Here is a 24,976-nt window from a genome sequence, read left to right on the forward strand (position 1 = left end):
AGCAGTGCAACGGACATCAGGCCTTCAACGGGACCAGACGTGGAGCGATCATGTTTTCGGGGCGCAGGATGTCGTCGAGCATGGCGTCGTCGAGCAAGCCTTCTTCGCGCACCAGTTCCAGCACGCCGCGACCGCTTTCAAGGGCGATTCGCGCAATGCGGGTGGCGTTTTCATAGCCGATGTAGGGGTTCAGCGCGGTGACCAGGCCGATGGAGTGTTCCACCAGTTCGCGGCAGCGCGCTTCGTTGGCGGTGATGCCGACGATGCAGTGTTCGCGCAGCATGTCCATGGCGCGTTGCAGCAGGCGGATCGAGTCGAAGATCTTGAAGGCGATCAGCGGCTCCATCACGTTCAGCTGCAGTTGGCCGCCTTCGGCAGCCATGGTCAGCGCCAGGTCGTTGCCGATGACCTGGAATGCCACCTGGTTGACCGCTTCCGGGATCACCGGGTTGACCTTGCCGGGCATGATCGAGCTACCTGGCTGGCGGGCCGGCAGGTTGATCTCGTTGATGCCGGTGCGTGGGCCGCTGGACAGCAGGCGCAGGTCGTTGCAGATCTTCGACAGCTTCACGGCGGTACGCTTGAGCATGCCGGAGAACAGTACGAAGGCGCCCATGTCGGAAGTGGCTTCAATCAGGTCCGCGGCCGGGACTACTGGCTGGCCACTGATAACGGCCAGGCGTTGTACGGCCAGGGCCTGATAACGCGGGTCGGCGTTGATGCCAGTACCGATGGCGGTGCCGCCCAGGTTCACTTCGGTCAACAGCTCTGGCGCCAGGGTTTTCAGGCGGGCCAGGTCTTCACCGAGGGTGGTGGCGAAGGCGCGGAATTCCTGGCCAAGGGTCATCGGCACGGCGTCCTGCAACTGGGTGCGGCCCATTTTCAGCACATGGCCGAATTCCACACCCTTGGCGGCGAAGGCCTGGATCAGGCTGTCGAGGCTGGCCAGCAGCGCGTCATGGCCCAGCAGCAGACCCAGGCGGATCGCGGTCGGGTAGGCGTCGTTGGTCGACTGCGCCATGTTCACGTCGTTGTTGGGATGCAAGTACTGGTATTCGCCCTTCTGGTGACCCATGGCCTCCAGCGCGATATTGGCGATGACTTCGTTGGCATTCATGTTGGTTGAAGTGCCGGCGCCGCCTTGAATCATGTCCACCACGAACTCTTCGTGGAAATCGCCGCGGATCAAGCGGGCACAGGCTTCGCTGATGGCCGCGTGCTTGGCTTCGCTGAGCTGACCCAACTCGCGGTTGGCATCCGCTGCCGCTTGCTTGACCATTGCCAGACCGACCACCAATTTCGGGTAATGCGAAATCGGAACGCCCGAGAGGCGGAAGTTGTTCACCGCTCGCAGGGTCTGGATGCCGTAGTACGCTTGAGCGGGTACGTCGAGTACGCCAAGCAGGTCTTTTTCTGTGCGGAATGATGCAGCGGAGGACATGACGGAAATCATCTCGATAGGGACCCGGAACAGGCCGGAACGCTGCGAATGCTAGGCGTGTGGACGTTTTTGGGCCAATGCTGTTAAACACTGGGCTATGCACAAACGGCATAATGTCGGCGTGACCCGGCTATCATGACGGGCGTGTGTGCCAAATGGGTGCGTGGCCTTGGGAGGCAGTGATGAACCTTGAGAGCAAATGGCTGGAAGACTTCAGCGCCCTGGCGGCGACGCGCAGCTTTTCCCAGGCGGCGGAGCGGCGGTTCGTCACCCAGCCGGCGTTCAGTCGGCGTATCCGCAGCCTGGAGGCCGCGCTGGGCCTGACGCTGGTCAACCGTTCGCGCACACCGGTGGAACTGACGGCGGCGGGGCAACTGTTTCTGGTTACCGCGCGTACGGTGGTCGAACAGTTGGGCGAAGTGCTGCGCCATTTGCATCATCTGGAAGGCGGGCAGGGCGAAGTCATGCAAGTGGCCGCCGCCCACTCATTGGCGCTGGGGTTCTTCCCGCGCTGGATCGCCCAACTGCGCAACGAAGGTTTGAACATCGCCACGCGGCTGGTCGCCACCAACGTCGGCGACGCGGTGCACGCCCTGCGCGAAGGCGGTTGCGACCTGATGCTGGCGTTCTACGACCCGGATGCCGCGATGCAGATGGACGCCGAAATCTTCCCGTCGCTGCACCTGGGTAACACCGAAATGCTCCCGGTGTGCGCCGCCGATGCCGACGGCAAGCCGCTGTTCGACCTCGAAGGCGAGGGCAGCGTGCCGCTGCTGGCCTACAGCGCCGGCGCATTCCTCGGCCGTTCGGTGCACCTGCTGCTGCGCCAGCGCGCGCTGCGTTTTACCACCGTGTACGAAACCGCGATGGCCGACAGCCTCAAGAGTATGGCGCTGGAAGGCCTGGGCATTGCCTGGGTGCCGCAACTGAGCGTACGGGCAGAATTGGCCCGAGGCGAGTTGGTGGTGTGTGGCGGGCCGCAATGGCATGTGCCGCTGGAGATTCGCCTGTATCGCTGCGCGTTGGTGCGCAAGGCGAATGTGCGGTTGTTGTGGCGCAAGCTCGAAGGTGGCGCCGCGCAAAACACCTGAGTTCAATCTCGGGCCCAACACAGAGCAAAATGTGGGAGGGGGCAAGCCCTCTCCCACATTATTTCGCGGTGCTTTGGACTGACTCTTAAGTCAATAAAACCGCTACTTTGCACCGCTGGACAGATGGTCATCCAAGGGGCTGTTTATCCCGATTATTACGGTATACTGCGCGGCCTTCGGCCGGTCCAACCGGCCTTATTTCGTACACCAAGCCACGCCGGATTTCCTGCGTGGCTTGTTGTTTTTTGACGCGCCTGCGGGCGCCCAGAGAGAAGAGGCACGACGATGAGTGCATTGGTTGGCGTGATCATGGGCTCCAAGTCCGATTGGTCCACCCTTAGCCACACCGCCGATATGCTGGAAAAACTCGGCATTGCGTACGAAGTGAAGGTGGTCTCCGCCCACCGCACTCCGGACCTGCTGTTCCAGTATGCCGATGAGGCAGAATCCCGTGGCATCGAGGTGATCATCGCCGGTGCCGGCGGTGCGGCGCATTTGCCAGGCATGTGTGCGGCCAAGACCCACCTGCCTGTGCTTGGGGTGCCAGTGCAGTCGTCGATGCTCTCGGGCGTGGACTCGCTGTTGTCCATCGTGCAGATGCCCGCCGGCATCCCGGTGGCGACCCTGGCGATCGGCAAGGCCGGCGCGATCAACGCCGCCTTGCTGGCGGCCAGCATCCTCGGCGCCAAGCACCCGCAGTTCCACGCGGTGCTGAAAAAATTCCGTGCCGAGCAGACAGACAGCGTGCTGGACAATCCAGACCCACGCATCGCCTGAGGTTGTTATTGATGAAAATCGGTGTAATCGGTGGCGGCCAACTGGGTCGTATGCTGGCTCTGGCGGGCACCCCGCTGGGGATGAACTTCGCTTTCCTGGACCCTGCGCCGGATGCCTGCGCGGCGGCCCTGGGTGAACACCTGCGCGCTGACTACAGTGACCCGGATCACCTGCGCCAACTGGCCGAGGAAGTCGATCTGGTGACCTTCGAGTTCGAAAGTGTCCCGGCTGAAACGGTGGCGTTCCTGTCGCAATTCGTGCCGGTGTACCCGAGCGCCGAAGCACTGCGCATTGCGCGCGACCGCTGGTTCGAAAAGAGCATGTTCAAGGACCTGGGTATTCCGACCCCGGACTTCGCCGACATTCAGTCCCAGGCGGACCTGGACGCCGCCGTCGCCCGCATCGGCCTGCCGGCGGTGCTCAAGACCCGCACCCTGGGTTACGACGGCAAGGGCCAGAAAGTGCTGCGCACCGAGGCCGACGTGGTGGGCACCTTCGCCGAGCTGGGCAGCGTCGCCTGCCTGCTGGAAGGCTTCGTGCCGTTCACCGGCGAAGTATCGCTGATCGCCGTGCGTGCCCGCGATGGCGAAACCCGTTTCTACCCGCTGGTGCACAACACCCACGACAGCGGCATCCTCAAGCTGTCCGTGGCCAGTACCGATCACCCGTTGCAGGCCCTGGCCGAAGACTATTCCAGCCGCGTGCTCAAGCAGCTGGACTACGTCGGGGTGATGGCCTTCGAGTTCTTTGAAGTGGACGGTGGCCTCAAGGCCAACGAAATCGCACCACGGGTGCACAACTCCGGGCACTGGACCACCGAAGGCGCCGAGTGCAGCCAGTTCGAAAACCACCTGCGGGCGGTGGCGGGCTTGCCGCTGGGCTCCACGGCCAAAGTCGGCGAGAGCGCCATGCTCAATTTCATCGGTTCGGTGCCGCCCGTGGAGCGTGTGATCGCCATCGATGATTGCCACCTGCATCACTACGGCAAGGCCTTCAAGGCCGGGCGCAAGGTCGGCCACGCCAACCTGCGTTGCAAGGACCGTGCGACGCTGCAGGCGCAGATCCTCAAGGTCGAAGCGCTGATCGCCGAACAATAAGCCTGGTCATGACGGGAACCATTGGTTGCCGCCGTCCCTCTGATTGCAGGATGGCAAAGCCTGACCAGGCTTTGGCATGACTCACACCAATCAGAGGGAAATGCCATGGGTATCATCGGAACCATCTTTATCGGCTTGATCGTCGGCCTGCTGGCGCGCTTCCTCAAGCCCGGCGACGACAGCATGGGCTGGATCATGACCATCCTGCTGGGTATCGCCGGCTCCCTGGCCGCGACCTACGGTGGTCAGGCGCTGGGTATCTACCAGGCCGGTCAAGGCGCAGGCTTCATCGGCGCACTGGTCGGTGCCATCGTACTGCTGGTGATCTACGGCCTGATCAAAAGGAAGTAATCAGCCGACAAAGTCCTCTGCGCTGCGCAGGCGCAGAGGGCTAGAATACTCGGCACTTGAATTTGCCGAGCTTCTCCATGCGCCGTCTACTGTTGACATTCCTCTTGCTGGGCTCAGGCCTGGCGCACGCCGGTGAACTGCCGGAAACCGACTGGCTCGACCTGATGCCCCTGTCGGACCAGAAAGCCCTCGAAGCCATGCCCGAGATCGACCATAACTCCCCCGAAGCCCAAGGCACGTTCACCGACAAGGGTGGCCTCAAGCAAAGCAAGGGGTTGCCGGCGGTGATGTATTCCACCAAGACGGTGGCCGCCATGAACGGCAAGAACATCCGCATCGGCGGCTACCCGGTGCCGCTGGAAACCGATGCAAAGGGTCGCAGCACGCTGTTCTTCCTGGTGCCATACCCGGGCGCCTGTATCCACGTGCCGCCACCGCCGCCCAACCAGCTGGTGCTGGTGCGCTATCCCAAGGGGCTGAAGCTGGATGATATCTACACGCCGCTGTGGGTCACGGGAACGTTGAAGGTGGAGAAGGTGAATAACGATCTGGCGGATGCGGCGTATGCGCTGGATGCGGGCAAGGTCCGCGTAGTGAAGGAATCCGACCTGTAAGAAACCTGCCCGTGCGGGAGCTGGCTTGCCTGCGATGCAGACGCCTCGGTGTGTCAGTAATATCGAGGTGATGCTATCGTAGGCAAGCCAGCTCCCACAGTTGAATCGGGTTTACAGGGGGAGGGCTGTGATGCTCACGGCCAGGGTGTGGCTTTCGCCCGGGGCCAATGCCACCACATCATCCAGCACATTCGCCGTCTCGATGCACAACATGCCCGTCCAGCCATCGTTGGCCATGTCGTCGAAGGCTTTGGCGCGTTCGGTCCAGGGGTTCCAGATGACGGTGGAGTGGGAGCCCTGGCTTGTGAGCTGGATGCGGCGCTGCCAGTCTTTGTCGACGATGTTGAGCTGCGTCGGAGTGTCGAGATAGATACGGTCGGTCTCGGCGGCGAACGGTAGTAGGCCGGACTGCTGTTTCTCGGTCCAGCCATCGGCGGTATCGAGATACGTCAGGCCATCCAGACCCTCAACCTGCACATTGCGCACATCGCTGACCGCGAAATAGGTGTGCAGCGCCTGACTGAGTGTCACGGTGTGGTCGTCACGGTTGTGGCTGGTCAGGCGGATGTGCAGTTGGTCGTCCAGCAGCAGGCTCAGCTTCAGGTCGACCTGATGGGGCCAGCCAGGAAAGCCGCCGACAGGCGCTGGCAGGACCAGGTCCACACGCAGTGCTTCACCTTCGAGTTCGGTCGCAGCCAATTCCCAGATCGCAGTTCGCACAAAGCCATGGGCACCGGCCGGCTGTTCGCTCTGGCGCATCGCCTTCACGCTCTGCGGGTTGCGGTCGAACACGCCAAACCATGGCCAGCAGACCGGCACACCGGTACGAATGCCTTTGCCTTGCTTGAACACCGCGTCGGGGTTCGGCCATATCAGCGGCTGCTCGCCTTGACGCTGATAGCTGAAGATATGCGCGCCCTGTTGGGCCACCATCAGTTCGGCGCCGTTGTGGCGAATACGCCAGCAGTCCAGCTCGTCGATCTTTACGGTTTCAACGTGGGGCGTCGGCATGTCACAGCTCTCTCAATGGCAGGCAATGGGGCAATGGACCGTCAAAACCGCGCGAGGTTTAACGCGCGCGTGACGGCACCGAGCGGGTGCGACCACTGCCATCGATGGCGACGAACACGAAGACCGCCTCGGTCACCTTGCGCCATTCACTGGACAGCGGGTCGTCGCTCCACACTTCGACCATCATCTGGATCGAGCTGCGGCCGATTTCCAGGGCCTGGGTATAGAAGGACAACTGCGCGCCCACCGCCACCGGTACCAGAAAGGCCATGCGATCAATCGCCACGGTGGCCACGCGACCACCGGCGACCTTGCTGGCCATTGCCGTGCCAGCCAGGTCCATCTGCGCAACCAGCCAGCCGCCGAAGATATCGCCAAAACCGTTGGTTTCACGGGGGAGCGCGGTGATTTGCAGGGCGAGATCGCCTTGCGGGATTGGATCTTCTTGTTCGAGTTCGATCATGCCGAGGGTGCCTCTGACCCGTGACGCTTCATGGGTATTTCAAATGGATAGCCGTCTTGCGGAAAAACGTTTCAGCACCAACATACACCGCTCGATGCGTTTCTCGTAAGGCGTACTGAAGGGAAACTCTGCCAAATCGGCTGGATGGCACCCAACGGCGTTTTGGCACAGCAGCCCGTCAAGACTGCGGGTCTTGCACTTGCAAGGGCCGAGTATATCCACAGGTTGGCGTCACTACGACCTCCGGGGGCTCATTTGGTCACTAATCAAGCGCTGTACGGCGGCTTTTGCGCGCAACTGTTCTCCTGGCGCTGTGCTTTTACAAGCGATTTGCTATCTTGCCAAGCCGCCGCCCGTCACGGCGTGTGTCCTTCATTACGCTGATTACTATAAGAGAAGCCTTGCCATGTCCTCCGTGCCCGCAAGCAGTGCGCCACCTTCGCGCCCGCTGACCCGCAACGACTATAAAACCCTGTCGCTGTCTGCCTTGGGCGGGGCGCTGGAATTCTACGACTTCATCATCTTCGTGTTTTTCGCCACCGTGGTCGGAAAACTGTTCTTTCCCGTCGACATGCCCGAATGGCTGCGCATGATGCAGACCTTCGGCATCTTTGCGGCCGGCTACCTGGCGCGCCCGCTGGGCGGCATCATCATGGCGCACTTCGGCGACCTGCTGGGCCGCAAGAAGATGTTTACCCTGAGCATCTTCATGATGGCCGTGCCGACGCTGATCATGGGCCTGCTGCCAACCTACGCGCAGATCGGCCTGTGGGCGCCGCTGTTATTGCTGTTGATGCGCGTCATCCAGGGCGCGGCCATTGGCGGCGAAGTGCCCGGCGCCTGGGTGTTCGTCTCCGAACACGTTCCGCCGCGCCACATTGGCTACGCCTGCGGCACCCTGACCAGCGGCCTCACCGCCGGCATCCTGTTGGGATCGCTGGTGGCCACCGCCATCAACACGCTTTATAGCCCCGAGCAGGTCTCGGATTACGCCTGGCGTATCCCGTTCCTGCTTGGTGGGGTGTTCGGTCTACTGTCGGTGTACCTGCGGCGCTGGCTGCATGAAACGCCGATCTTCGCCGAGATGCAGCAACGCAAGGCCCTGGCCGCCGAGCTGCCGTTGCGTGCGGTACTGCGCGACCACCGTGGCGCCATCGTGCTGTCGATGCTGCTGACCTGGTTGCTGTCGGCCGGCGTCGTGGTGGTTATCCTGATGACCCCGACCGTGCTGCAAACCGTCTACCACTTCAGCCCGACAGTAGCGCTGCAGGCCAACAGCCTGGCCATCGTGACTCTGAGCCTGGGTTGCATCGCTTCCGGCGCACTGGCCGACCGCTTCGGTGCCGGGCGCGTGCTGGTCAGCGGTTGTCTGCTGCTGCTGGCGACGTCGTGGACGCTGTACCACAGCCTCATCGAGCACCCGAACTGGCTCTTCCCGCTGTACACCCTGACCGGCCTGTTTGTCGGCGTGATCGGTGTGGTGCCTTACGTCATGGTCAAAGCCTTCCCGCCGGTGGTGCGTTTCAGCGGGTTGTCGTTTTCCTACAACGTGGCCTACGCCATCTTCGGCGGGCTGACGCCGCTGGCGGTGTCGTTGCTGATGAAGGAAAGCCCGATGGGTCCTGCCTACTATGTTGCCGCGCTGTGTGTGATGGGCGCGCTGGTGGGCGGGTACCTCTGGAAGCGTGGACGCTGATTGATGGGTCCCACGCTTGCGTGGGAATCTCCTTGGGACGCTCAAGTCCCCCTTGCTTGCGATAGTGGCCTTTCATCTAACTGTCATATTCTCGACATAGAGTGTTCACACGGCCTCTCGATACTTGGCCCCGATCCAACTATCCCTATCTGCTAGGAGCAAGGCATGAAACTGAAGCGTTTGATGGCGGCAATGACTTTTGTCGCTGCTGGCGTTGCGACCGCCAACGCGGTGGCCGCTGGTGTTGACCCGGCAATCCCGGCTTATGTTAAGACCACTGGTGTGTCGGGCAACCTGTCCAGCGTCGGTTCCGATACCCTGGCTAACCTGATGACCCTGTGGGCCGAGGGTTATAAGAAGGAATACCCGAACGTCAACATCCAGATTCAAGCTGCCGGCTCCGCCACTGCACCCCCTGCGCTGACTGAAGGCACCTCCAACCTGGGCCCGATGAGCCGCAAGATGAAGGACACCGAGCTGGCTGCCTTCGAGCAGAAGTACGGCTACAAGCCCACCGCTATTCCGGTGGCCGTGGATGCCCTGGCTGTGTTCGTGCACAAGGACAACCCGATCCAGCACCTGACCATGGAACAGGTCGACGCTATCTTCTCGTCGACTCGCCTGTGCGGTGCCAAAGCCGACGTGAAAACCTGGGGCGACCTGGGTGTGACCGGCGACCTGGCCAACAAGCCGGTGCAACTGTTCGGTCGTAACTCGGTCTCCGGCACCTACGGCTACTTCAAGGAAGAAGCCCTGTGCAAAGGCGACTACAAGCCTAACGTGAACGAACAGCCTGGCTCGGCTTCGGTTGTGCAGTCGATCAGCTCTTCGCTCAACGGCATCGGTTACTCGGGCATCGGCTACAAGACCGCCAGCGTGAAAACCGTGGCTCTGGCCAAGAAGGGCAGCACGGACTTCATCGAAGACACCGAAGAAAACGCCCTGAACGGCAAGTACCCGCTGTCGCGTTTCCTCTACGTTTACGTCAACAAAGCCCCGAACAAGCCGCTGGCACCGCTGGAAGCCGAGTTCGTGAAGCTGGTACTGTCGAAACAGGGCCAGGAAGTTGTCGTGAAAGACGGCTACATCCCACTGCCAGCCAAGGTTGCCGCCAAGGCACTGGCTGACCTGGGTCTGAAAGAAGGCAACTAAGCCCGTAATACCGGGTGTAGATGCACGCTTCTCTGTGGGAGCGGGCTGCCCGCGATGCTGGCGACGCGGTTTAACGTTGAACCGTGTTGATGCCATCGCGGGCAAGCCCGGCTCCCACACAAGCGGCCTGCACCAAAAATTCTTTTATCCGCTGCCAGCCTCGCTGCGCGGCGGATTTCCTGCGTCACCGCATTGTCATCTTTCTGTCATACAGGACCGCTAGGGTGTGCGCATGAATGATCTGGCCAATTCCACCATGACGACGACTTCCCCCCCCAAGCGCATTGATTTCAATACGCCTGAGCTGCAACGCAAGCGCCGCATTCGCGCGCTCAAGGACCGCCTGACCCGCTGGTACGTGTTGGTCGGCGGTCTCGCCGTCCTCGGCGCCATCACGCTGATTTTCTTCTTTCTTGCCTATGTAGTGGCACCGCTGTTCCAGGGCGCCTCGCTGACCAGAGAAGACGCACTCACCCCGGCCTGGATCCAGGACGCGGGCAAGCCGCTGATGATTTCCCTTGAGGAACAGAACCAGGTGGCCATGCGGGTTTCCGACAAGGGCCAGGCGCTGTTCTTTGACATCACCACCGGCGCAGAACTCAAGCGTGTCGACCTGCCGCTGCCGGCCGGTGCCAGCGTGGTATCCATCGGTGAAGACCAGCCCGGCAGCCCGCTGGTGGTGCTCGGCCTGTCCAACGGTCAGTCTCTGGTGTTCCGCCACACCTATAAGGTGTCCTACCCGGACGGCAAGAAAACCATCAGCCCTGCCATCGAATACCCGTACGGCGAAACGCCGATCGTATTGGATGACGCCGGTCGCCCGCTGGAGCACGTGGCCCTCAACGCCACCGACTCCACGCTGGTGCTGGCCGGTTCCGCCGGCTCGTTCCTGAACGTGCTGTCCCTGAGCCGCGAAGAAAACATGATGACCGGCGAAGTCACCAGCGAGCAGAAGCGCATCGAGCTGCCGCAGATGACCGAGCCGGTGAAGGCGATCTTCATCGACCCGCGCCAGCAATGGCTGTACGTGATTAACGGCCGCGCCCTGGCCGATGTGTTCAGCCTGCGCGACAAAAACCTCAACGGTCGCTACAAATTGCTCGAAGACGGCAACGCCGAAATCACCGCCAGCACTCAGCTGGTAGGCGGTATCTCGCTGATCGTCGGTAACTCCAAGGGTGGCCTGGCCCAGTGGTTCATGGCCCGCGACCCGGATGGCGAGCAGCGCCTGAAGCAGATCCGCACGTTCCAGATGGGCACCTCGCCCATTGTGGAAATCAGCGCCGAAGAGCGTCGCAAGGGCTTCACCGCACTGGATGCGTCCGGCCAGTTCGGCGTATTCCACAGCACCGCGCACCGCACCCTGCTGGTCGATCCGGTGGTCGACGGCCAGGGCGTGTACGGCCTGTCGCCTCGGGCCAACCGGGTGATCGTCGAGGCCGGTGGCAAGCTGCAACCGTTGCTACTCGACAACCCGCACCCCGAGGTTTCATGGAGCGCGCTGTGGAGCAAGGTCTGGTACGAGAACTACGACGAGCCCAAATACGTCTGGCAATCGACCGCCGCCAATACCGATTTCGAACCCAAGATGAGCCTCGCACCGCTGACCTTCGGCACCCTGAAGGCAGCGTTCTACGCCATGCTGCTGGCCGCGCCGCTGGCGGTGGCCGCAGCGATCTACACCGCCTACTTCATGGCGCCGAGCCTGCGCCGCAAGGTCAAGCCGGTGATCGAGTTGATGGAAGCCATGCCGACGGTGATCCTTGGCTTTTTCGCCGGTCTGTTTCTCGCGCCGTATGTGGAGGGGCATCTGCCGGGGATTTTCAGCCTGCTGATGCTGCTGCCGATTGGCATCCTGGTGGCCGGTTTCGTGTTCAGCCGCCTGCCTGAGTCGATCCGCCTGCGGGTTCCCGATGGCTGGGAAAGCGCGATCCTGATCCCGGTGATTCTGTTTGTGGGCTGGCTGTCGCTGTACATGAGCCCGTACCTGGAAACCTGGTTTTTCGGCGGCGACATGCGCATGTGGATCTCCCACGACCTGGGCATTACCTACGACCAGCGCAACGCGCTGGTGGTGGGCCTGGCGATGGGTTTTGCGGTGATCCCGAACATCTACTCCATCGCCGAAGACGCCGTGTTCAGCGTGCCGCGCGGCCTGACCCTGGGCTCGCTGGCGCTGGGCGCCACGCCGTGGCAGACCATGACACGCGTGGTGATCCTGACCGCCAGCCCGGGGATTTTCTCGGCGCTGATGATCGGCATGGGCCGCGCCGTGGGCGAGACCATGATCGTGCTGATGGCCACCGGCAACACCCCGGTGATGGAGATGAACCTGTTCGAAGGCCTGCGCACGCTGGCGGCCAACGTCGCGGTAGAAATGCCGGAGTCGGAAGTCGGCGGCAGTCACTACCGCGTGCTGTTCCTCTCGGCGCTGGTGCTGCTGCTGTTCACCTTCGTCATGAACACCCTCGCCGAGCTGATCCGTCAGCGTCTGCGCAAGAAATACTCGTCGCTTTAAGAAAGGTAGAAGTCTGTGAAACAGAACTCCCTGAACGGATGGTTCAAGAGCGGCGCCCCCGGCGTCTGGATCAGCGGTGGCGCGGTGTCCATCGCGGTCATCATGACCCTGGGTTTGCTGGCCGTGATTGCGGTGCGTGGCCTGGGCCACTTCTGGCCGGCCGACCTGATCCAGGCCAGCTACAACGTGCCGGGCCAGGAAAACCATATCGTCATCGGCGAAGTGGTGCAGAAGGAAGAAGTACCGCGCGAACGCCTGAAAAGCGCGGGCCTGCCGGTGCCCGATGCGGGCCCGGAGTTCATGACCCGCGAGCTGATCAAGGTCGGCAACCGTGACCTCAACGGCAATGACTTCACCTGGATTGTCGGCGAATGGTTGAAGGACCAGACCACGCCGAAGAACCTCATGACCATCGAGCGTCGTGAGTGGGGCAATTTCTACGGCACTCTGGTCAACGTCAAACAGGACGGCAAGGTGATCGCCGAAGGCGAGGCTGCGTGGCCGGAGCTGCAAGCCCGCGTCGACCGTGTGAACGCACTGGCCGCTCAGCTCAAGACGCTGGAGAAATCCGACATTGGTGCGATCAACGCCGGTCTCGAACGCATCCGCCTGCACGGTCGCAAGCTGGAACTGGAAGGCAAGCTCGACGCCGCCGCCCAGGCCGACATGGAGGCTGACCGCGCTGAGCTGAACGCGCGTTATCAGGATATCGAGGCGCGTCTGGCTGACCTGCATGCCCAGTTCAACCGCGATGCGCTGACGGCGCGCGACGGCAATGGCAAGGAACTTGAAATTGGCATCGGCAAGGTGGTGCACGCCTACCAGCCGAACGCGATGGGCACGCTGACCAAGATCGGCTTCTACTTCAGCAAGGTCTGGGAATTTCTGAGCGATGACCCACGGGAAGCCAACACTGAAGGCGGGATCTTCCCGGCGATTTTCGGCACCGTGATGATGACGCTGATCATGGCGATGATCGTGACGCCGTTCGGCGTACTGGCGGCGGTGTACCTGCGCGAATATGCCAAGCAGAACACCCTGACGCGGGTTATCCGCATCGCCGTGAACAACCTGGCGGGCGTCCCGGCCATCGTCTATGGCGTGTTCGGCCTGGGCTTCTTCGTGTATGTGCTGGGTGGCTCGGTGGACCGCCTGTTCTTCGCCGAAGCCCTGCCGGCACCCACCTTCGGCACGCCGGGCCTGCTGTGGGCCTCGCTGACCCTGGCGCTGCTGGCAGTGCCGGTGGTGATCGTGGCCACTGAAGAAGGCTTGGCGCGCATACCGCGCACCGTGCGTGAAGGCTCCCTGGCGCTGGGTGCAACCAAGGCGGAAACGCTGTGGAAGATCGTGCTGCCAATGGCCAGCCCGGCCATGATGACCGGCATGATCCTCGCCGTGGCCCGCGCCGCTGGCGAAGTGGCGCCGCTGATGCTGGTGGGCGTAGTGAAACTGGCGCCGTCGCTGCCGGTGGACGGCAACTACCCGTACCTGCACCTGGACCAGAAGATCATGCACCTGGGCTTTCATATCTACGACGTTGGCTTCCAGAGCCCCAACGTCGAAGCGGCACGCCCGCTGGTGTACGCCACTGCGCTGTTGCTGGTGCTGGTGATCGCCACGCTCAACCTGTCGGCGGTGTGGATCCGTAACCACCTGCGCGAGAAGTACAAAGCGTTGGACAGCTAAAGCCATTAGCCACAAGCGGCAAGCTACAAGCCGCTTTTGCTCAAATCTTGCAGCTTGCAGCTAGACGCTGGCAGCTACGAACGGAGTGAGACCATGCAACATGAAACCCAATCCCACGGCATCAACATGTCCGCCCTGGGTCGCGACAAGCAGAGCCTGAGCCTGGCCCAGGAAACCGTGGCCATCGAAGTGCCTGGCCTGAGCCTGTACTACGGTGAAAAGCAGGCGCTGTTCGACGTCAGCATGAACATCCCCAAGCAGCGCGTGACCGCCTTCATCGGCCCGTCCGGCTGCGGCAAGTCCACGCTGCTGCGCACCTTCAACCGCATGAACGACCTGGTGGACGGCTGCCGTGTGGAAGGCGCGATCAACCTCTACGGCACCAACATCTATCGCAAGGGCGAAGACGTGGCCGAGCTGCGTCGTCGCGTCGGCATGGTGTTCCAGAAGCCCAACCCGTTTCCCAAGACCATCTACGAAAACGTGGTGTACGGCCTGCGCATCCAGGGCATCAACAAGAAGCGCGTCCTCGACGAAGCGGTGGAGTGGGCGCTCAAGGGCGCGGCACTGTGGGACGAGGTCAAGGACCGCCTGCACGAATCGGCACTCGGCTTGTCCGGCGGCCAGCAGCAGCGTCTGGTGATCGCACGTACCATCGCCGTGGAGCCGGAAGTGCTGCTGCTCGACGAACCCTGCTCGGCCCTCGACCCGATCTCCACGCTGAAAGTCGAAGAGCTGATCTACGAACTCAAATCCAAATTCACCATCGTCATCGTGACCCACAACATGCAGCAGGCGGCACGGGTTTCCGACTACACCGCGTTCATGTACATGGGCAAGCTGGTGGAATTCGGCGACACCGACACCCTGTTCACCAATCCGGCGAAGAAGCAGACCGAGGACTATATTACGGGGCGGTATGGCTAGTTGGAGCAGCTGCGAGCCGCAAGCTTCAAGCGGCAAGTAAGAGCAGTTCAATGCAACGACACCTATCAACTTGCAGCTTGTAGCTTGCGGCTTACAGCGTTTGCGGAGCAAAACCATGATTTCAAAGGAAGGCCTTACCCACCACATCTCCGCGCAGTTCAACGCCGAGCTTGAGGAAGTGCGCAGTCACCTCCTGGCGATGGGCGGGCTGGTGGAGAAGCAAGTCAACGATGCGGTCACCGCGCTGATCGAGGCCGACTCGGGCCTGGCCCAGCAAGTGCGCGAGATCGACGACCAGATCAACCAGATGGAACGCAATATCGACGAGGAATGCCTGCGCATTCTCGCCCGTCGCCAGCCGGCGGCCTCCGACCTGCGTCTGATCATCAGTATTTCCAAGTCGGTGATCGACCTTGAGCGCATCGGCGACGAAGCCACCAAGATCGCGCGCCGGGCCATCCAGCTGTGCGAAGAAGGCGAAGCGCCGCGCGGCTACGTGGAAGTGCGCCACATTGGCGATCAGGTGCGCAACATGGTGCGCGATGCCCTCGACGCATTTGCCCGCTTCGATGCCGATCTGGCGCTGTCGGTGGCGCAGTACGACAAGATCATCGACCGCGAATACAAGACGGCCCTGCGCGAGCTGGCCACCTACATGATGGAAGACCCACGCTCTATCTCGCGGGTCCTGAACATTATCTGGGTGCTGCGTTCGCTGGAACGCATCGGCGATCACGCGCGCAATATCTCTGAATTGGTGATTTACCTGGTGCGCGGCACCGACGTACGGCACATGGGCCTCAAGCGCATGAAAGCCGAAGTTGAGGGCACTGCCGATCAAATGCCTAATGTTCCGGGCGAACCTGACGATAAGTAAGGTTGCCCGTGAAATTAACGCCCGGCCATTGGCCGGGCGTTTTCGTTTGGGGCCAGTTGAATGTTATTGCGCCAAAGGCGAAATAAAGTCCGAACGTAATTGCAGAGTTTTGGCAAAATGCCATCAGTCAGGCGTGCTGCCAGCCAAGGTTTTTAAAGGATGAAGGGTCGATGAGTAAAGTCAGTGTATTGGTGGTGGATGACGCCTCGTTTATTCGCGACCTGGTGAAGAAGTGCCTGCGCAATTACTTCCCGGGGATCAAGCTTGAAGACGCGGTAAACGGCAAAAAGGCGCAATCCATCCTGATGCGCGAAGCCTACGACCTGGTGTTGTGCGACTGGGAAATGCCGGAGATGTCCGGCCTGGAGTTGCTGACCTGGTGCCGCGAACAGGAACACCTGAAGGCCATGCCCTTCGTGATGGTGACCAGCCGTGGCGACAAGGAAAACGTGGTGCAGGCGATCCAGGCCGGTGTTTCCGGCTACGTCAGCAAGCCGTTTACCAACGAACAGTTGCTGAGCAAGGTGCGTCAGGCGCTGCACAAAGTGGGCCGCCTCGACGCGCTGATCGCCAGCGCACCGACCAGGATGAGCTCGGCCTTCGGCAACGATTCCCTGAGTGCTCTCACCGGCGGCAAGCCCGAAGCCGTCCGGGCGGCTCCGGTGGCGGCGCCGAGCAAAGGCCTGCTCAACATCCCACCGCCGTCCGCCCCGGCTGCTTCGCCTGCCAGCGGTCGTGGCCAGGGCCAGTTGCGTCTGTCCAGCGGCACCCAGCAGTGCGTGATCAAGGCCCTGAGCATTAAGGAGGCGCTGCTGGTGGTGCGTCGCGGCGAAGTACTGCCCCAGGTGCTGGAAAGCGCCGTGCTCGACCTTGAGCAGGGCGACAACGCCGAAGTCGCGCGCCTCAACGGCTACCTGCACGCCATCGCCGCCTTCGAGCCCAGGCCCGACAGCGACTGGCTGCAACTGACCTTCCGGTTCATCGACCAGGACGCGCAGAAGCTCGACTACATCTCCCGCCTGATCGCGCGCGGCACGGCGCAGAAGCATTTTGTGCCGGGTGCCTGATCTTCCCATGTGGGAGGGGCTTGCTCTCTCTCATCATCAAGCGCCGCGCATGAGTATTTCCAGCCGACCACCTCTCTGTGGCAAGCCCTAATGCCGTTCAGTTAAGGAAAATGTGTGGGCTTATTGTGGCGAGCGGGCTTGCCCCGCGTTGGGGTGCGAAGCGCCCCCCATCGAGCAAAACGCGGTGTACCTGATACGGCTCAGCGCCTGATTTTGGGGCTGCTGCGCAGCCCAACGCAGGACAAGCCTGCTCGCCACAGGGAATCTGCGCTTAACTGAACGGCATTAGGGCAAGCCCGCTCGCCACAACAAGCGGGCTCGCCACACAAGATTCAATCCAGCATCACAACCTTGGCCAGCACGATCTTCGGCCCTTTCATCTTCTTGATGATGATCCGCAGGCCTTCCACCTCCAGCACTTCTTCTTCTTCCGGCACCCGTTTCAAGGTGTCGTAGATCAGGCCGGCCAGGGTTTCGGCTTCGATGTGGTCCAGGTCCACGCCCAGCAGACGTTCGACCTTGAACAGCGGGGTGTCGCCGCGCACCAGCAGTTTGCCCGGCTGGTAGGCCAGGATGCCGCGCTCGGCCTTGCGGTGTTCATCCTGGATATCGCCCACCAGCACTTCCAGCACATCCTCCATGGTGAGGTAGCCGATAATGTTGCCGTCGGCTTCTTCCACCAGGGCAAAGTGCGCGCCGCCCTTGCGGAACTGCTCCAGCAACTGCGACAACGGCATGTGTCGCGACACGCGCTCCAGCGGACGCGTCAGCTCGGCCAGGTTGAATGACTCGGGGATGTGATCGAGCGCCGCCAGCTCCAGCAGCAGGTCCTTGATGTGCAGCAGGCCGACGAATTCATTGCGCTCGGCGTCATACACCGGGTAGCGGCTGAATTTGTGGCGGCGAAACAGCGCGAGGATTTCCTTGAGCGGGGCATTGAAGTCCAGGGTTACCAGGTCTTCCCGGGAGTTGGCCCAGTCGACCACCTCCAGCTCGCCCATCTCCACGGCCGAGGCCAGTACGCGCATGCCTTGGTCGCTTGGGTCCTGGCCACGGCTGGAGTGCAGGATCAGCTTGAGTTCTTCACGGCTGTAATGGTGCTCATGGTGCGGGCCAGGCTCGCCCTGGCCTGCGATACGCAAGATAGCGTTGGCGCTGGCGTTGAGCAGGTAGATCGCCGGGTACATCGCCCAGTAGAACAGGTAGAGCGGCACTGCCGTCCACAACGACAGCAGCTCGGGCTTGCGAATCGCCCAGGATTTGGGCGCCAGCTCGCCGACCACGATGTGCAGGTAGGAAATCACAAAGAAGGCGGCAAAGAACGACACACCCTTGATCACTTCCGGCGATTCGACGCCTGCGGCACCCAGCAAGGGCTCGAGGATATGCGCAAACGCCGGCTCACCGACCCAGCCCAGGCCGAGGGAGGCGAGGGTGATACCCAGCTGACAGGCCGACAGGTAGGCGTCGAGCTGGCTGTGCACGGTGCGCAGGATCTGCCCGCGCCAGCCGTTGGTGTGGGCGATGGCCTCCACCCGGGTGGAGCGCAGCTTGACCATGGCAAATTCCGCGGCAACGAAGAAACCGTTGAGCAGTACCAGGACCAGTGCAAAAAGAATCATGCCGAAATCGGCGAAGAGTGTGGCGAAGGTGATACCAGGGGAAGGGTCCATGATGGGGTTTTGCGGGTTCCGTGTGTTCAATTAGGGATGGCAGGCAGGCCCCGAAAGGCAGGCGCAAGGCGGCCAATGTAGCGGCTGGCGGGGCGCTTGCCTAGTACCCGCTGGCGCGCGGGCTCTGGAATACCGCTTCCAGGTCAACACAATTCCAATGTGGGAGGGGGCTTGCTCCCGATAGCGGTGGGTCAGAGCCACACAGGCTGGCTGATCCACCGCTATCGGGAGCAAGCTCCCTCCCACAGGGGATCTACAGTGTTCTTGGGTTACAGGTCTTCGTCGACCAGGGGCGAACGCGTCACCTGCGTCGGCGGAAAATGGCAGGTGAACGTACTGCCATGCCCCAGCACGCTGCTGATTTCCAGGCGTGCGCGATGGCGCAGCAGCACATGCTTGACGATGGCCAGGCCCAGGCCGGTGCCGCCGGTATTGGAGTTGCGGCTGGAGTCGACGCGGTAGAAGCGCTCGGTCAGGCGCGGCAGGTGCTTGGCGTCGATGCCGATGCCGGAGTCCTGCACGCTCAGGTGCGCGCCGTGTTCGTCAGCCCACCAGCGGACGCGGATGTTGCCCTTGTCCTGGGTGTACTTCACGGCGTTGAACACCAGGTTGGAAAATGCACTGCGCAACTCGCCTTCGCTGCCCTTGAGCAGGATCGACGGGTCGGCTTCCAGGCTGATCTGCTGCCCGCGCTCGCCGGAGAGGGCCTGGGCGTCGTTCTTGATGGTGTGCAACAGGCTTTTCACCGCCACCGGATGGTTATCCGAGGGGTAGTCGGTGGCTTCCAGCTTGGCCAGCAACAGCAAATCGTTGAGCAGGGTCTGCATGCGCGAGCCCTGCTGCTGCATCTGTTGCAAGGCGCGGGTCCAGCGCGGGTTGATCCCGTCGACGTTGTCCAGCAGCGTCTCCAGGTAGCCGCAGATCACCGTCAACGGCGTGCGCAGTTCGTGGGAAACGTTGGCGACGAAGTCCTTGCGCATCTGTTCCATCTGGTGGATGCGCGTGACATCGCGCACCAGCATCAGGTGTTCATTGTTGCCGTAACGCGTCAGGTACAGCTGGATGCGCACCCGGTCGTTGGTGGGCGAGGGGATTTCCAAGGCTTCTTCGAAGTTGTCCTGCTCGAAGTATTCCTTGAAGCGCGGGTGGCGCACCAGGTTGGTGACCGGCTGACCGCTGTCCTGGGGCGTCTTGAGGCCCAGCAGGGTCTCGGCGGCGCGGTTCCACCATTCCAGGTTGCCGTCGCTGTCGAGCATGATCACCGCATCCTTGAGCGCGGCGGTGGACTCCTGCACTCGGTCGATCACCGCCTGCAGGCGTCCGCGCACCCGTTGGTCGCGGCGTTGCAGGTGGTAGATGCTGTCGAACACCTCACCCCACAGGCCGTAGCCGTCGGGGGGCGCTTCGTCGGGTTTGTGCTGGCGCAGCCATTCGTGCAGACGCAGCAATTGCTTGAGGGTCCAGCCCAGATACAGGGCGATACCCACCGCCAGGCTCCAGCCGTAATAACCGCTGATCAGGCCCACCAGCAGGCAGGCGGTGATCAGCAGCAGCATGTGGCGGATCAGGGTGCCATGCCAGTTTTGATTCACTTGAACATGCGTCCTTGTCAGCGGTTAAGTCAGGCGCTTAAGTCAGAGGCGGGGCTCAGCCCTTGGTGGAAAACCGATAGCCGGTACCGCGCACGGTTTGTACCAGATTCTCGTAGGCATCGCCCAAGGCTTTGCGCAGGCGGCGGATATGCACGTCCACGGTACGCTCTTCCACGTACACATTGCCGCCCCACACCTGGTCCAGCAACTGGCCACGGGTGTAGGCGCGTTCCTGGTGCGTCATGAAGAACTGCAGCAGGCGGTATTCGGTGGGCCCCATCTCCGCCGGTGTGCCGTCGATGGTCACCCGGTGGCTGATCGGGTCCAGGATAAGGCCGCCGACTTCGATTGGCGCTTCACCATCGGTCGGCCCGGCGCGACGCAGTACGGCCTTCAGGCGCGCGACCAGCTCGCGTGGGGAAAACGGCTTGGTGATGTAGTCATCCGCGCCCACTTCCAGGCCCTGGATCTTGTTGTCCTCTTCGCCCTTGGCGGTGAGCATGATGATCGGGATGTCACCGGTCAGCTCGTCACGCTTGAGGCGGCGGGCCAGTTCGATGCCGGAGGTACCGGGCAGCATCCAGTCCAGCAGGATCAGGTCCGGCTTGCGGTCGACGATAATGGCATGGGCCTGCTGGGAGTTTTCCGCCTCCAGGCAGTCGTAGCCGGCCATTTCCAACGCAACGGCGATCATCTCGCGGATGGGCGCTTCGTCGTCGACGATCAGAATGCTCCTGCCAACCATGCTCGAAAATCCTCTTGTCATTTAACTGTCTTGCGCCGCATTAGATAACGGAATTATTGCAGTCGTGTGACAGTAATTTCTTCGCCTGGGCAATTCACGGCACTCTGGACTACCCTTTGGGTCCGAATCCTGACAACCACAAGAGGAAGGTTCCGATGACGTACCGCACTGTTTTCTGGAAAGCCCTGCTGGTATCGGCTGCACTGGCGCTGCCTGGCCTGGCATCCGCAGCAGAGCCTGCAATGACCAAAGACGGTCTGCTGGTGGACCACAAGGGCCTGACCCTCTACACCTTCGACAAGGATGCCGATGGCAAATCCGCGTGCAAGGACCAGTGCGCAATCAACTGGCCGCCGTTGAAGGCGGAATCCACCGACACCAAGACCGGCGACTGGACCGTCATCACCCGTGACGATCAGACCAGCCAGTGGGCCTACAAAGGCAAGCCGGTGTACACGTTCAAGGGTGACACCAAGGCCGGGGAAAAGACCGGTGATGGCAAGGGTGGCGTCTGGCACGTCATCAAACCTTGAGACTGCGCCGCTGGTGAGCGCATCGGGAGCAAGCCCCCTCCCACATTTTGATCTGTGAATGCATTCAAATGTGGAAGGAGGCTTGCTCGCGATGGCCTCCGAACCGTCGCCGCAAACACCTCAGCGAACCGCGTAATCCAGCACAATCCCCACAAAAATCGCCAACCCCGCCCAGTGGTTGTGCAAAAACGCCTTGAAGCATTTCATGCGGTCCCTGTCCCGCGTGTACCAGAACTCCCACACAAAACAGCCCGCCGCCGCCAGCAGCCCCAACTGGAACCAGCCGCCCAGTTCGAACCGCGCGCCGGCCAGCAACAGGCACACCAGCGACAGGCCCTGCAGGGTGAGAATAATCACCCGATCGGCATCGCCAAACAGAATCGCCGTGGATTTCACCCCGATCCTCACATCGTCGTCGCGGTCGGTCATTGCGTAATAGGTGTCATACCCCACCGTCCACAGCAGGTTGGCGATATACAGCAGCCAGGCAGTGGCCGGCAGGTGGCCGGTTTCGGCGGTAAACGCCATCGGCATGCCCCAGGAAAACGCCGCGCCCAGCACCACCTGCGGGTAATAGGTGTAGCGCTTCATGAACGGATAGCTTGCCGCCAGCGCCAGGCCGCCGAGGGACAGCAGGATGGTGCTGGCATTGGTCAGCAGCACCAGCAGGAAACTGATGCCCATCAGCAGCGCAAAAAACACCAGTGCCTCTTTCGAGCTGATCCTGCCGCTGACCAGCGGGCGTTGTTCGGTGCGTTTCACGTGGCCGTCGACCTTGCGGTCGGCCCAGTCGTTGATCACGCAGCCGCCCGCACGGGTGAGCACCACGCCGAGCACGAAAATCACGATATTGAGCAGCGACGGCGCGCCCTTGCCGGCGATCCACAGCGCCCACAGTGTCGGCCACAGCAGCAGGTAGATGCCGATGGGCTTGTCCATGCGCGTCAACTGAATAAAATCCCAGGCCCTGGGGTTCAGGCGATTCAGGGACTTGAGCACACGTTGATACATCAGCAACTCTCCGGATGGTCATGCAGCGCCTGCCAGAAGCCGGGCAGGAAGGTTTCCGCCACCAGCACGCTCAATGCCCCGCGATCAAAGCGCGAGCGGCGTGCCCACAGCCTGTCGGCCTGGTCCGGCGTGGGCAGCCACTGGCGTGGGTAATGGCAGACCTCAATGGCCTGGCGGGTAAACGCGTGGTCACAGAACAACAACTCACCCAGCGAGCGGCTGCCCAGTGCGTCCATGTGCAAGCCGTCACCCTGCAACGCACTGCGCGACGCCACGCTGCGGGCAAATACCCACGGCTGGCCGTGCCCGCGCAGGTACACCTCCCGCACCCAGCCGAGCGTGGCTGGCGGCAGGCCCAGCGCCGCGCATTCGTCGTCCCGCAGCGCTTGCCAGCCTTCGACCAGCGGCGTCACGCTGAACGTGTCGTTGGACAACCCTGTCAGCCGGCGCGTGAGCGAGCCTTCGTCGAACAGCCAATCGAGGATCAGGGGCGCGGGTGTCGGGCGCAGAAGGCTCTGGGGCAGCCATTGGCAAGCATCGGAAAGGGCGATTGAGTGCGGCACGGCGAGTCAGTATGGGCAGTAAAAGAGGCGCCGAGCTTATCATGGCGTCCCGACCTTTTGCCGGGCTGAACCGGCCGTTTGCGCCGAACGTGCTTGCATCCGGCGGCCCCTGTCAGTACAAAACGCCCTGAGCCGTGCGGCAATGCAGAATATGGACCGCCGGCCAAAATGCCTGGACCCTGAGGAAGCAAGTAATGAAGAAGTGGCAATGTGTAGTCTGCGGCCTGATCTACGACGAAAAGGACGGCTGGCCGGATGACGGAATCGCGCCGGGCACCCTGTGGCAGGACGTCCCGGAAGACTGGCTGTGCCCGGACTGCGGCGTGGGCAAGATGGATTTCGAGATGATCGAAATCGGCTGATTCGAAGTTTGAGAAACGTATTACAAGGAGAAAGGAATGAACGCACCTGTCGTGATCATCGGCACAGGACTGGCCGGTTACAACGTGGCCCGGGAGTTTCGCAAGCTCGACAGCGAAACCCCGTTGCTGCTGATCACCGCAGATGACGGGCGCTCCTACTCCAAGCCCATGCTCTCCACCGGCTTTGGCAAGAACAAGGAAGCCGATGGCCTGAGCATGGCTGAACCGGGCGCCATGGCCGAGCAACTCAAGGCCGAAGTGCGCACCCACACCCGCATCAGCGGCATTGACCCCGGCCACAAACGCCTGTGGATCGGCGAGGAAGCGGTGACCTACCGCGACCTGATCCTGGCCTGGGGCGCCGAAACCGTACGCGTGCCGGTTGAAGGCGATGCGGCTGAGCTGATTTTTCCGATCAACGACCTCGAAGACTACGCCCGCTTTCGCGCCGCCGCTGCGGGCAAACGTCGCGTGCTGGTGCTCGGCGCCGGCCTGATTGGCTGTGAATTCGCCAACGACCTGATCCTCGGTGGCTATGAAATCGACCTGGTGGCGCCGTGCGAACAAGTCATGCCGACTTTGCTGCACCCTGCGGCGGCCGCTGCGGTACAGGCCGGCCTGGAAGGCCTGGGCGCGCGTTTCCACCTGGGCCCGGTGCTCAACCGCCTGCAACGCACGGCGGATGGTCTTGAGGCCCACTTGTCGGACGGCAAGGTGATCCCGTGCGACCTGGTGGTCTCGGCCATCGGCCTGCGCCCGCGCGTCGACCTCGCCGCCGCCGCCGGCCTGCAGATCAACCGTGGAATCATGGTGGACCGCCACCTCAAGACCTCCCATGCCAATATCTACGCCCTGGGCGACTGCGCCGAGGTCGATGGCCTGAACCTGCTGTACGTGATGCCCCTCATGACCTGCGCCCGCGCCCTGGCCCAGACCCTGGCCGGCAATGCCACGGCGGTCAGCTATGGGCCAATGCCGGTTACGGTGAAAACCCCGGTTTGCCCACTGGTGGTGTCGCCACCGCCACGGGGTACCGAAGGCGTGTGGAGTGTCGAAGGCGAGGGCGCCAACATCAAGGCCCTGTGCCGCGACGCCAGTGGCCGCCTGCTGGGTTACGCGCTGACCGGCAGCGCCGTGATGGAAAAACTGGCGCTCAACAAGGAACTCCCACCTTTGCTGGCGTAAATGCCTGTCGTTCTGTCGGAATAAGCACGTTTTTGCCTAGAGAAAGGTCGCCGCGAGGCTGGCGCGGCGTCTGTGAGCATGCCATCCTCACTCCCGTCTGCCGCAGAGTAGAGCCTGCGGCGCTTTGGGCGCCGTTCCGCCAGAGAGTGGCACGGACATAACAACAAAAAACCGTCAAAGAGGCTTCATCTATGCGTAAACCAGAACTCGCAGCCGCCATCGCTGAAAAAGCGGACCTGACCAAAGAACAGGCCAACCGCGTGCTCAACGCCGTCCTCGAAGAAATCACCGGCGCCCTGCACCGCAAGGACAGCGTCACCCTCGTTGGTTTCGGCACCTTCCTGCAACGCCACCGCGGCGCCCGCACCGGCAAAAACCCGCAGACCGGCGAGCCGGTGAAAATCAAGGCGAGCAACACCGTTGCGTTCAAGCCGGGCAAGTCGTTGAAGGACAGCGTTAATCCGTAAGGGGCGGCACTGCCTCGAAGGGAGGCGGGGCGTTACGAAAAAAATGGGCATGCCGACTGGGTCGGGTGCCCATTTTT

The 24,976-nt window shown here is 62.1% G+C and carries 24 protein-coding genes; 16 read left to right on the forward strand and 8 right to left on the reverse strand.

Annotation, left to right across the window (positions count from 1 at the left end):
* Window positions 1-16: 16 nt before the first annotated feature.
* Window positions 17-1,441, reverse strand: coding sequence for an aspartate ammonia-lyase (aspA, locus tag ACXX81_RS22865; RefSeq protein ID WP_209986528.1), 1,425 nt, complete (start codon window positions 1,439-1,441; stop codon window positions 17-19).
* Between the two features lie 182 nt (window positions 1,442-1,623).
* Between aspA and ACXX81_RS22870 the strand changes: the two genes are divergently transcribed.
* The 5 genes from ACXX81_RS22870 to ACXX81_RS22890 all read left to right on the forward strand — a co-directional run bounded on the left by ACXX81_RS22870 (window position 1,624) and on the right by ACXX81_RS22890 (window position 5,371).
* The gene (locus tag ACXX81_RS22870) at window positions 1,624-2,532 is read left to right on the forward strand and encodes a LysR substrate-binding domain-containing protein (protein ID WP_010566930.1); all 909 of its coding nucleotides are present in this window, start codon (window positions 1,624-1,626) and stop codon (window positions 2,530-2,532) included.
* A gap of 285 nt (window positions 2,533-2,817) precedes the next feature.
* Window positions 2,818-3,309: a 5-(carboxyamino)imidazole ribonucleotide mutase gene (gene purE, locus ACXX81_RS22875; protein WP_003231730.1), complete on the forward strand. Its 492-nt coding sequence runs from the start codon at window positions 2,818-2,820 to the stop codon at window positions 3,307-3,309.
* 11 nt (window positions 3,310-3,320) lie between these two features.
* Window positions 3,321-4,406, forward strand: a complete 1,086-nt coding sequence (locus ACXX81_RS22880) for a 5-(carboxyamino)imidazole ribonucleotide synthase (RefSeq protein ID WP_209986523.1) — start codon at window positions 3,321-3,323, stop codon at window positions 4,404-4,406.
* Window positions 4,407-4,511: 105 nt separating this feature from the next.
* Window positions 4,512-4,757, forward strand: coding sequence for a GlsB/YeaQ/YmgE family stress response membrane protein (locus ACXX81_RS22885; RefSeq protein WP_057006311.1), 246 nt, complete (start codon window positions 4,512-4,514; stop codon window positions 4,755-4,757).
* A 77-nt stretch (window positions 4,758-4,834) separates the two neighbouring features.
* Window positions 4,835-5,371 (forward strand): DUF3299 domain-containing protein, encoded by a 537-nt coding sequence (locus tag ACXX81_RS22890; protein WP_322212202.1) that lies wholly within the window; start codon window positions 4,835-4,837, stop codon window positions 5,369-5,371.
* A 111-nt stretch (window positions 5,372-5,482) separates the two neighbouring features.
* On the opposite strand, the gene ACXX81_RS22895 is transcribed toward ACXX81_RS22890, so the two are convergent.
* Complete coding sequence (locus ACXX81_RS22895) at window positions 5,483-6,382, reverse strand: D-hexose-6-phosphate mutarotase (RefSeq protein WP_458572449.1); 900 nt, start codon at window positions 6,380-6,382, stop codon at window positions 5,483-5,485.
* A 58-nt stretch (window positions 6,383-6,440) separates the two neighbouring features.
* A complete protein-coding gene (locus ACXX81_RS22900; protein WP_003176975.1) occupies window positions 6,441-6,845 on the reverse strand; it encodes an acyl-CoA thioesterase in 405 nt (134 codons plus the stop codon).
* Between the two features lie 406 nt (window positions 6,846-7,251).
* On the opposite strand from ACXX81_RS22900, the gene ACXX81_RS22905 reads away from it, so the two are divergent.
* The 7 genes from ACXX81_RS22905 (at window position 7,252) to ACXX81_RS22935 (ending at window position 16,768) form a co-directional block, all read left to right on the forward strand.
* Window positions 7,252-8,541, forward strand: coding sequence for an MFS transporter (locus ACXX81_RS22905; RefSeq protein ID WP_209986517.1), 1,290 nt, complete (start codon window positions 7,252-7,254; stop codon window positions 8,539-8,541).
* Window positions 8,542-8,706: 165 nt separating this feature from the next.
* On the forward strand, window positions 8,707-9,693 hold the full coding sequence (locus ACXX81_RS22910) for a phosphate ABC transporter substrate-binding protein PstS (RefSeq protein ID WP_015886581.1): 987 nt from the start codon (window positions 8,707-8,709) through the stop codon (window positions 9,691-9,693).
* A 484-nt stretch (window positions 9,694-10,177) separates the two neighbouring features.
* Window positions 10,178-12,211, forward strand: coding sequence for an ABC transporter permease subunit (locus ACXX81_RS22915; protein ID WP_458572608.1), 2,034 nt, complete (start codon window positions 10,178-10,180; stop codon window positions 12,209-12,211).
* Window positions 12,212-12,226: 15 nt separating this feature from the next.
* Window positions 12,227-13,897, forward strand: a complete 1,671-nt coding sequence (gene pstA / locus ACXX81_RS22920; RefSeq protein WP_458572450.1) for a phosphate ABC transporter permease PstA — start codon at window positions 12,227-12,229, stop codon at window positions 13,895-13,897.
* 93 nt (window positions 13,898-13,990) lie between these two features.
* Complete coding sequence (gene pstB, locus ACXX81_RS22925) at window positions 13,991-14,824, forward strand: phosphate ABC transporter ATP-binding protein PstB (RefSeq protein ID WP_003231719.1); 834 nt, start codon at window positions 13,991-13,993, stop codon at window positions 14,822-14,824.
* Window positions 14,825-14,939: 115 nt separating this feature from the next.
* On the forward strand, window positions 14,940-15,701 hold the full coding sequence (gene phoU, locus ACXX81_RS22930) for a phosphate signaling complex protein PhoU (protein WP_057006316.1): 762 nt from the start codon (window positions 14,940-14,942) through the stop codon (window positions 15,699-15,701).
* Window positions 15,702-15,871: 170 nt separating this feature from the next.
* The gene (locus ACXX81_RS22935; protein WP_209986509.1) at window positions 15,872-16,768 is read left to right on the forward strand and encodes a response regulator; all 897 of its coding nucleotides are present in this window, start codon (window positions 15,872-15,874) and stop codon (window positions 16,766-16,768) included.
* Window positions 16,769-17,100: 332 nt separating this feature from the next.
* Here ACXX81_RS22935 and ACXX81_RS22940 read toward each other — a convergent pair whose 3' ends face one another.
* The 3 genes from ACXX81_RS22940 to phoB form a co-directional block, all read right to left on the reverse strand.
* The gene (locus ACXX81_RS22940; protein ID WP_057006318.1) at window positions 17,101-18,441 is read right to left on the reverse strand and encodes a hemolysin family protein; all 1,341 of its coding nucleotides are present in this window, start codon (window positions 18,439-18,441) and stop codon (window positions 17,101-17,103) included.
* 269 nt (window positions 18,442-18,710) lie between these two features.
* Window positions 18,711-19,997 carry a phosphate regulon sensor histidine kinase PhoR gene (gene phoR / locus ACXX81_RS22945; RefSeq protein ID WP_458572609.1) on the reverse strand — a complete coding sequence of 429 codons (1,287 nt, stop codon included), beginning with the start codon at window positions 19,995-19,997 and terminating at the stop codon, window positions 18,711-18,713.
* A 91-nt stretch (window positions 19,998-20,088) separates the two neighbouring features.
* Window positions 20,089-20,778: a phosphate regulon transcriptional regulator PhoB gene (gene phoB, locus ACXX81_RS22950; protein WP_003231714.1), complete on the reverse strand. Its 690-nt coding sequence runs from the start codon at window positions 20,776-20,778 to the stop codon at window positions 20,089-20,091.
* A 155-nt stretch (window positions 20,779-20,933) separates the two neighbouring features.
* Here phoB and ACXX81_RS22955 point away from each other — a divergent pair, with 155 nt between their 5' ends.
* Complete coding sequence (locus tag ACXX81_RS22955; protein WP_458572451.1) at window positions 20,934-21,311, forward strand: COG4315 family predicted lipoprotein; 378 nt, start codon at window positions 20,934-20,936, stop codon at window positions 21,309-21,311.
* A gap of 120 nt (window positions 21,312-21,431) precedes the next feature.
* Here the strand turns inward: ACXX81_RS22955 and ubiA are convergent, their stop codons facing one another.
* Together ubiA and ACXX81_RS22965 are read right to left on the reverse strand one after the other, a co-directional pair.
* On the reverse strand, window positions 21,432-22,322 hold the full coding sequence (ubiA, locus tag ACXX81_RS22960; RefSeq protein ID WP_209986500.1) for a 4-hydroxybenzoate octaprenyltransferase: 891 nt from the start codon (window positions 22,320-22,322) through the stop codon (window positions 21,432-21,434).
* Window positions 22,322-22,885: a chorismate--pyruvate lyase family protein gene (locus ACXX81_RS22965; protein ID WP_458572452.1), complete on the reverse strand. Its 564-nt coding sequence runs from the start codon at window positions 22,883-22,885 to the stop codon at window positions 22,322-22,324. The genes ubiA and ACXX81_RS22965 overlap by 1 nt, the downstream gene beginning before the upstream one ends.
* A gap of 194 nt (window positions 22,886-23,079) precedes the next feature.
* On the opposite strand from ACXX81_RS22965, the gene ACXX81_RS22970 reads away from it, so the two are divergent.
* The 3 genes from ACXX81_RS22970 (at window position 23,080) to ACXX81_RS22980 (ending at window position 24,899) form a co-directional block, all read left to right on the forward strand.
* Window positions 23,080-23,247: a rubredoxin gene (locus tag ACXX81_RS22970; RefSeq protein WP_003213373.1), complete on the forward strand. Its 168-nt coding sequence runs from the start codon at window positions 23,080-23,082 to the stop codon at window positions 23,245-23,247.
* A gap of 36 nt (window positions 23,248-23,283) precedes the next feature.
* The gene (locus tag ACXX81_RS22975) at window positions 23,284-24,432 is read left to right on the forward strand and encodes an NAD(P)/FAD-dependent oxidoreductase (RefSeq protein WP_209986494.1); all 1,149 of its coding nucleotides are present in this window, start codon (window positions 23,284-23,286) and stop codon (window positions 24,430-24,432) included.
* 191 nt (window positions 24,433-24,623) lie between these two features.
* Window positions 24,624-24,899 carry an HU family DNA-binding protein gene (locus ACXX81_RS22980; protein WP_003213368.1) on the forward strand — a complete coding sequence of 92 codons (276 nt, stop codon included), beginning with the start codon at window positions 24,624-24,626 and terminating at the stop codon, window positions 24,897-24,899.
* Window positions 24,900-24,976: the final 77 nt, after the last annotated feature.

The organism is Pseudomonas sp. GNP013 (assembly GCF_054343995.1).

Excerpts from the sequence above, each read along its gene's own strand:
- aspA (WP_209986528.1), bottom strand. The coding sequence starts at position 1,441 with ATGTCCTCCGCTGCATCATTCCGCACAGAAAAAGACCTGCTTGGCGTA.
- ACXX81_RS22870 (WP_010566930.1), top strand. The coding sequence starts at position 1,624 with ATGAACCTTGAGAGCAAATGGCTGGAAGACTTCAGCGCCCTGGCGGCG.
- purE (WP_003231730.1), top strand. The coding sequence starts at position 2,818 with ATGAGTGCATTGGTTGGCGTGATCATGGGCTCCAAGTCCGATTGGTCC.
- ACXX81_RS22880 (WP_209986523.1), top strand. The coding sequence starts at position 3,321 with ATGAAAATCGGTGTAATCGGTGGCGGCCAACTGGGTCGTATGCTGGCT.
- ACXX81_RS22885 (WP_057006311.1), top strand. The coding sequence starts at position 4,512 with ATGGGTATCATCGGAACCATCTTTATCGGCTTGATCGTCGGCCTGCTG.
- ACXX81_RS22890 (WP_322212202.1), top strand. The coding sequence starts at position 4,835 with ATGCGCCGTCTACTGTTGACATTCCTCTTGCTGGGCTCAGGCCTGGCG.
- ACXX81_RS22895 (WP_458572449.1), bottom strand. The coding sequence starts at position 6,382 with ATGCCGACGCCCCACGTTGAAACCGTAAAGATCGACGAGCTGGACTGC.
- ACXX81_RS22900 (WP_003176975.1), bottom strand. The coding sequence starts at position 6,845 with ATGATCGAACTCGAACAAGAAGATCCAATCCCGCAAGGCGATCTCGCC.
- ACXX81_RS22905 (WP_209986517.1), top strand. The coding sequence starts at position 7,252 with ATGTCCTCCGTGCCCGCAAGCAGTGCGCCACCTTCGCGCCCGCTGACC.
- ACXX81_RS22910 (WP_015886581.1), top strand. The coding sequence starts at position 8,707 with ATGAAACTGAAGCGTTTGATGGCGGCAATGACTTTTGTCGCTGCTGGC.
- pstB (WP_003231719.1), top strand. The coding sequence starts at position 13,991 with ATGCAACATGAAACCCAATCCCACGGCATCAACATGTCCGCCCTGGGT.
- phoU (WP_057006316.1), top strand. The coding sequence starts at position 14,940 with ATGATTTCAAAGGAAGGCCTTACCCACCACATCTCCGCGCAGTTCAAC.
- ACXX81_RS22935 (WP_209986509.1), top strand. The coding sequence starts at position 15,872 with ATGAGTAAAGTCAGTGTATTGGTGGTGGATGACGCCTCGTTTATTCGC.
- ACXX81_RS22940 (WP_057006318.1), bottom strand. The coding sequence starts at position 18,441 with ATGGACCCTTCCCCTGGTATCACCTTCGCCACACTCTTCGCCGATTTC.
- phoR (WP_458572609.1), bottom strand. The coding sequence starts at position 19,997 with ATGCTGCTGCTGATCACCGCCTGCCTGCTGGTGGGCCTGATCAGCGGT.
- phoB (WP_003231714.1), bottom strand. The coding sequence starts at position 20,778 with ATGGTTGGCAGGAGCATTCTGATCGTCGACGACGAAGCGCCCATCCGC.
- ACXX81_RS22955 (WP_458572451.1), top strand. The coding sequence starts at position 20,934 with ATGACGTACCGCACTGTTTTCTGGAAAGCCCTGCTGGTATCGGCTGCA.
- ubiA (WP_209986500.1), bottom strand. The coding sequence starts at position 22,322 with ATGTATCAACGTGTGCTCAAGTCCCTGAATCGCCTGAACCCCAGGGCC.
- ACXX81_RS22970 (WP_003213373.1), top strand. The coding sequence starts at position 23,080 with ATGAAGAAGTGGCAATGTGTAGTCTGCGGCCTGATCTACGACGAAAAG.
- ACXX81_RS22975 (WP_209986494.1), top strand. The coding sequence starts at position 23,284 with ATGAACGCACCTGTCGTGATCATCGGCACAGGACTGGCCGGTTACAAC.
- ACXX81_RS22980 (WP_003213368.1), top strand. The coding sequence starts at position 24,624 with ATGCGTAAACCAGAACTCGCAGCCGCCATCGCTGAAAAAGCGGACCTG.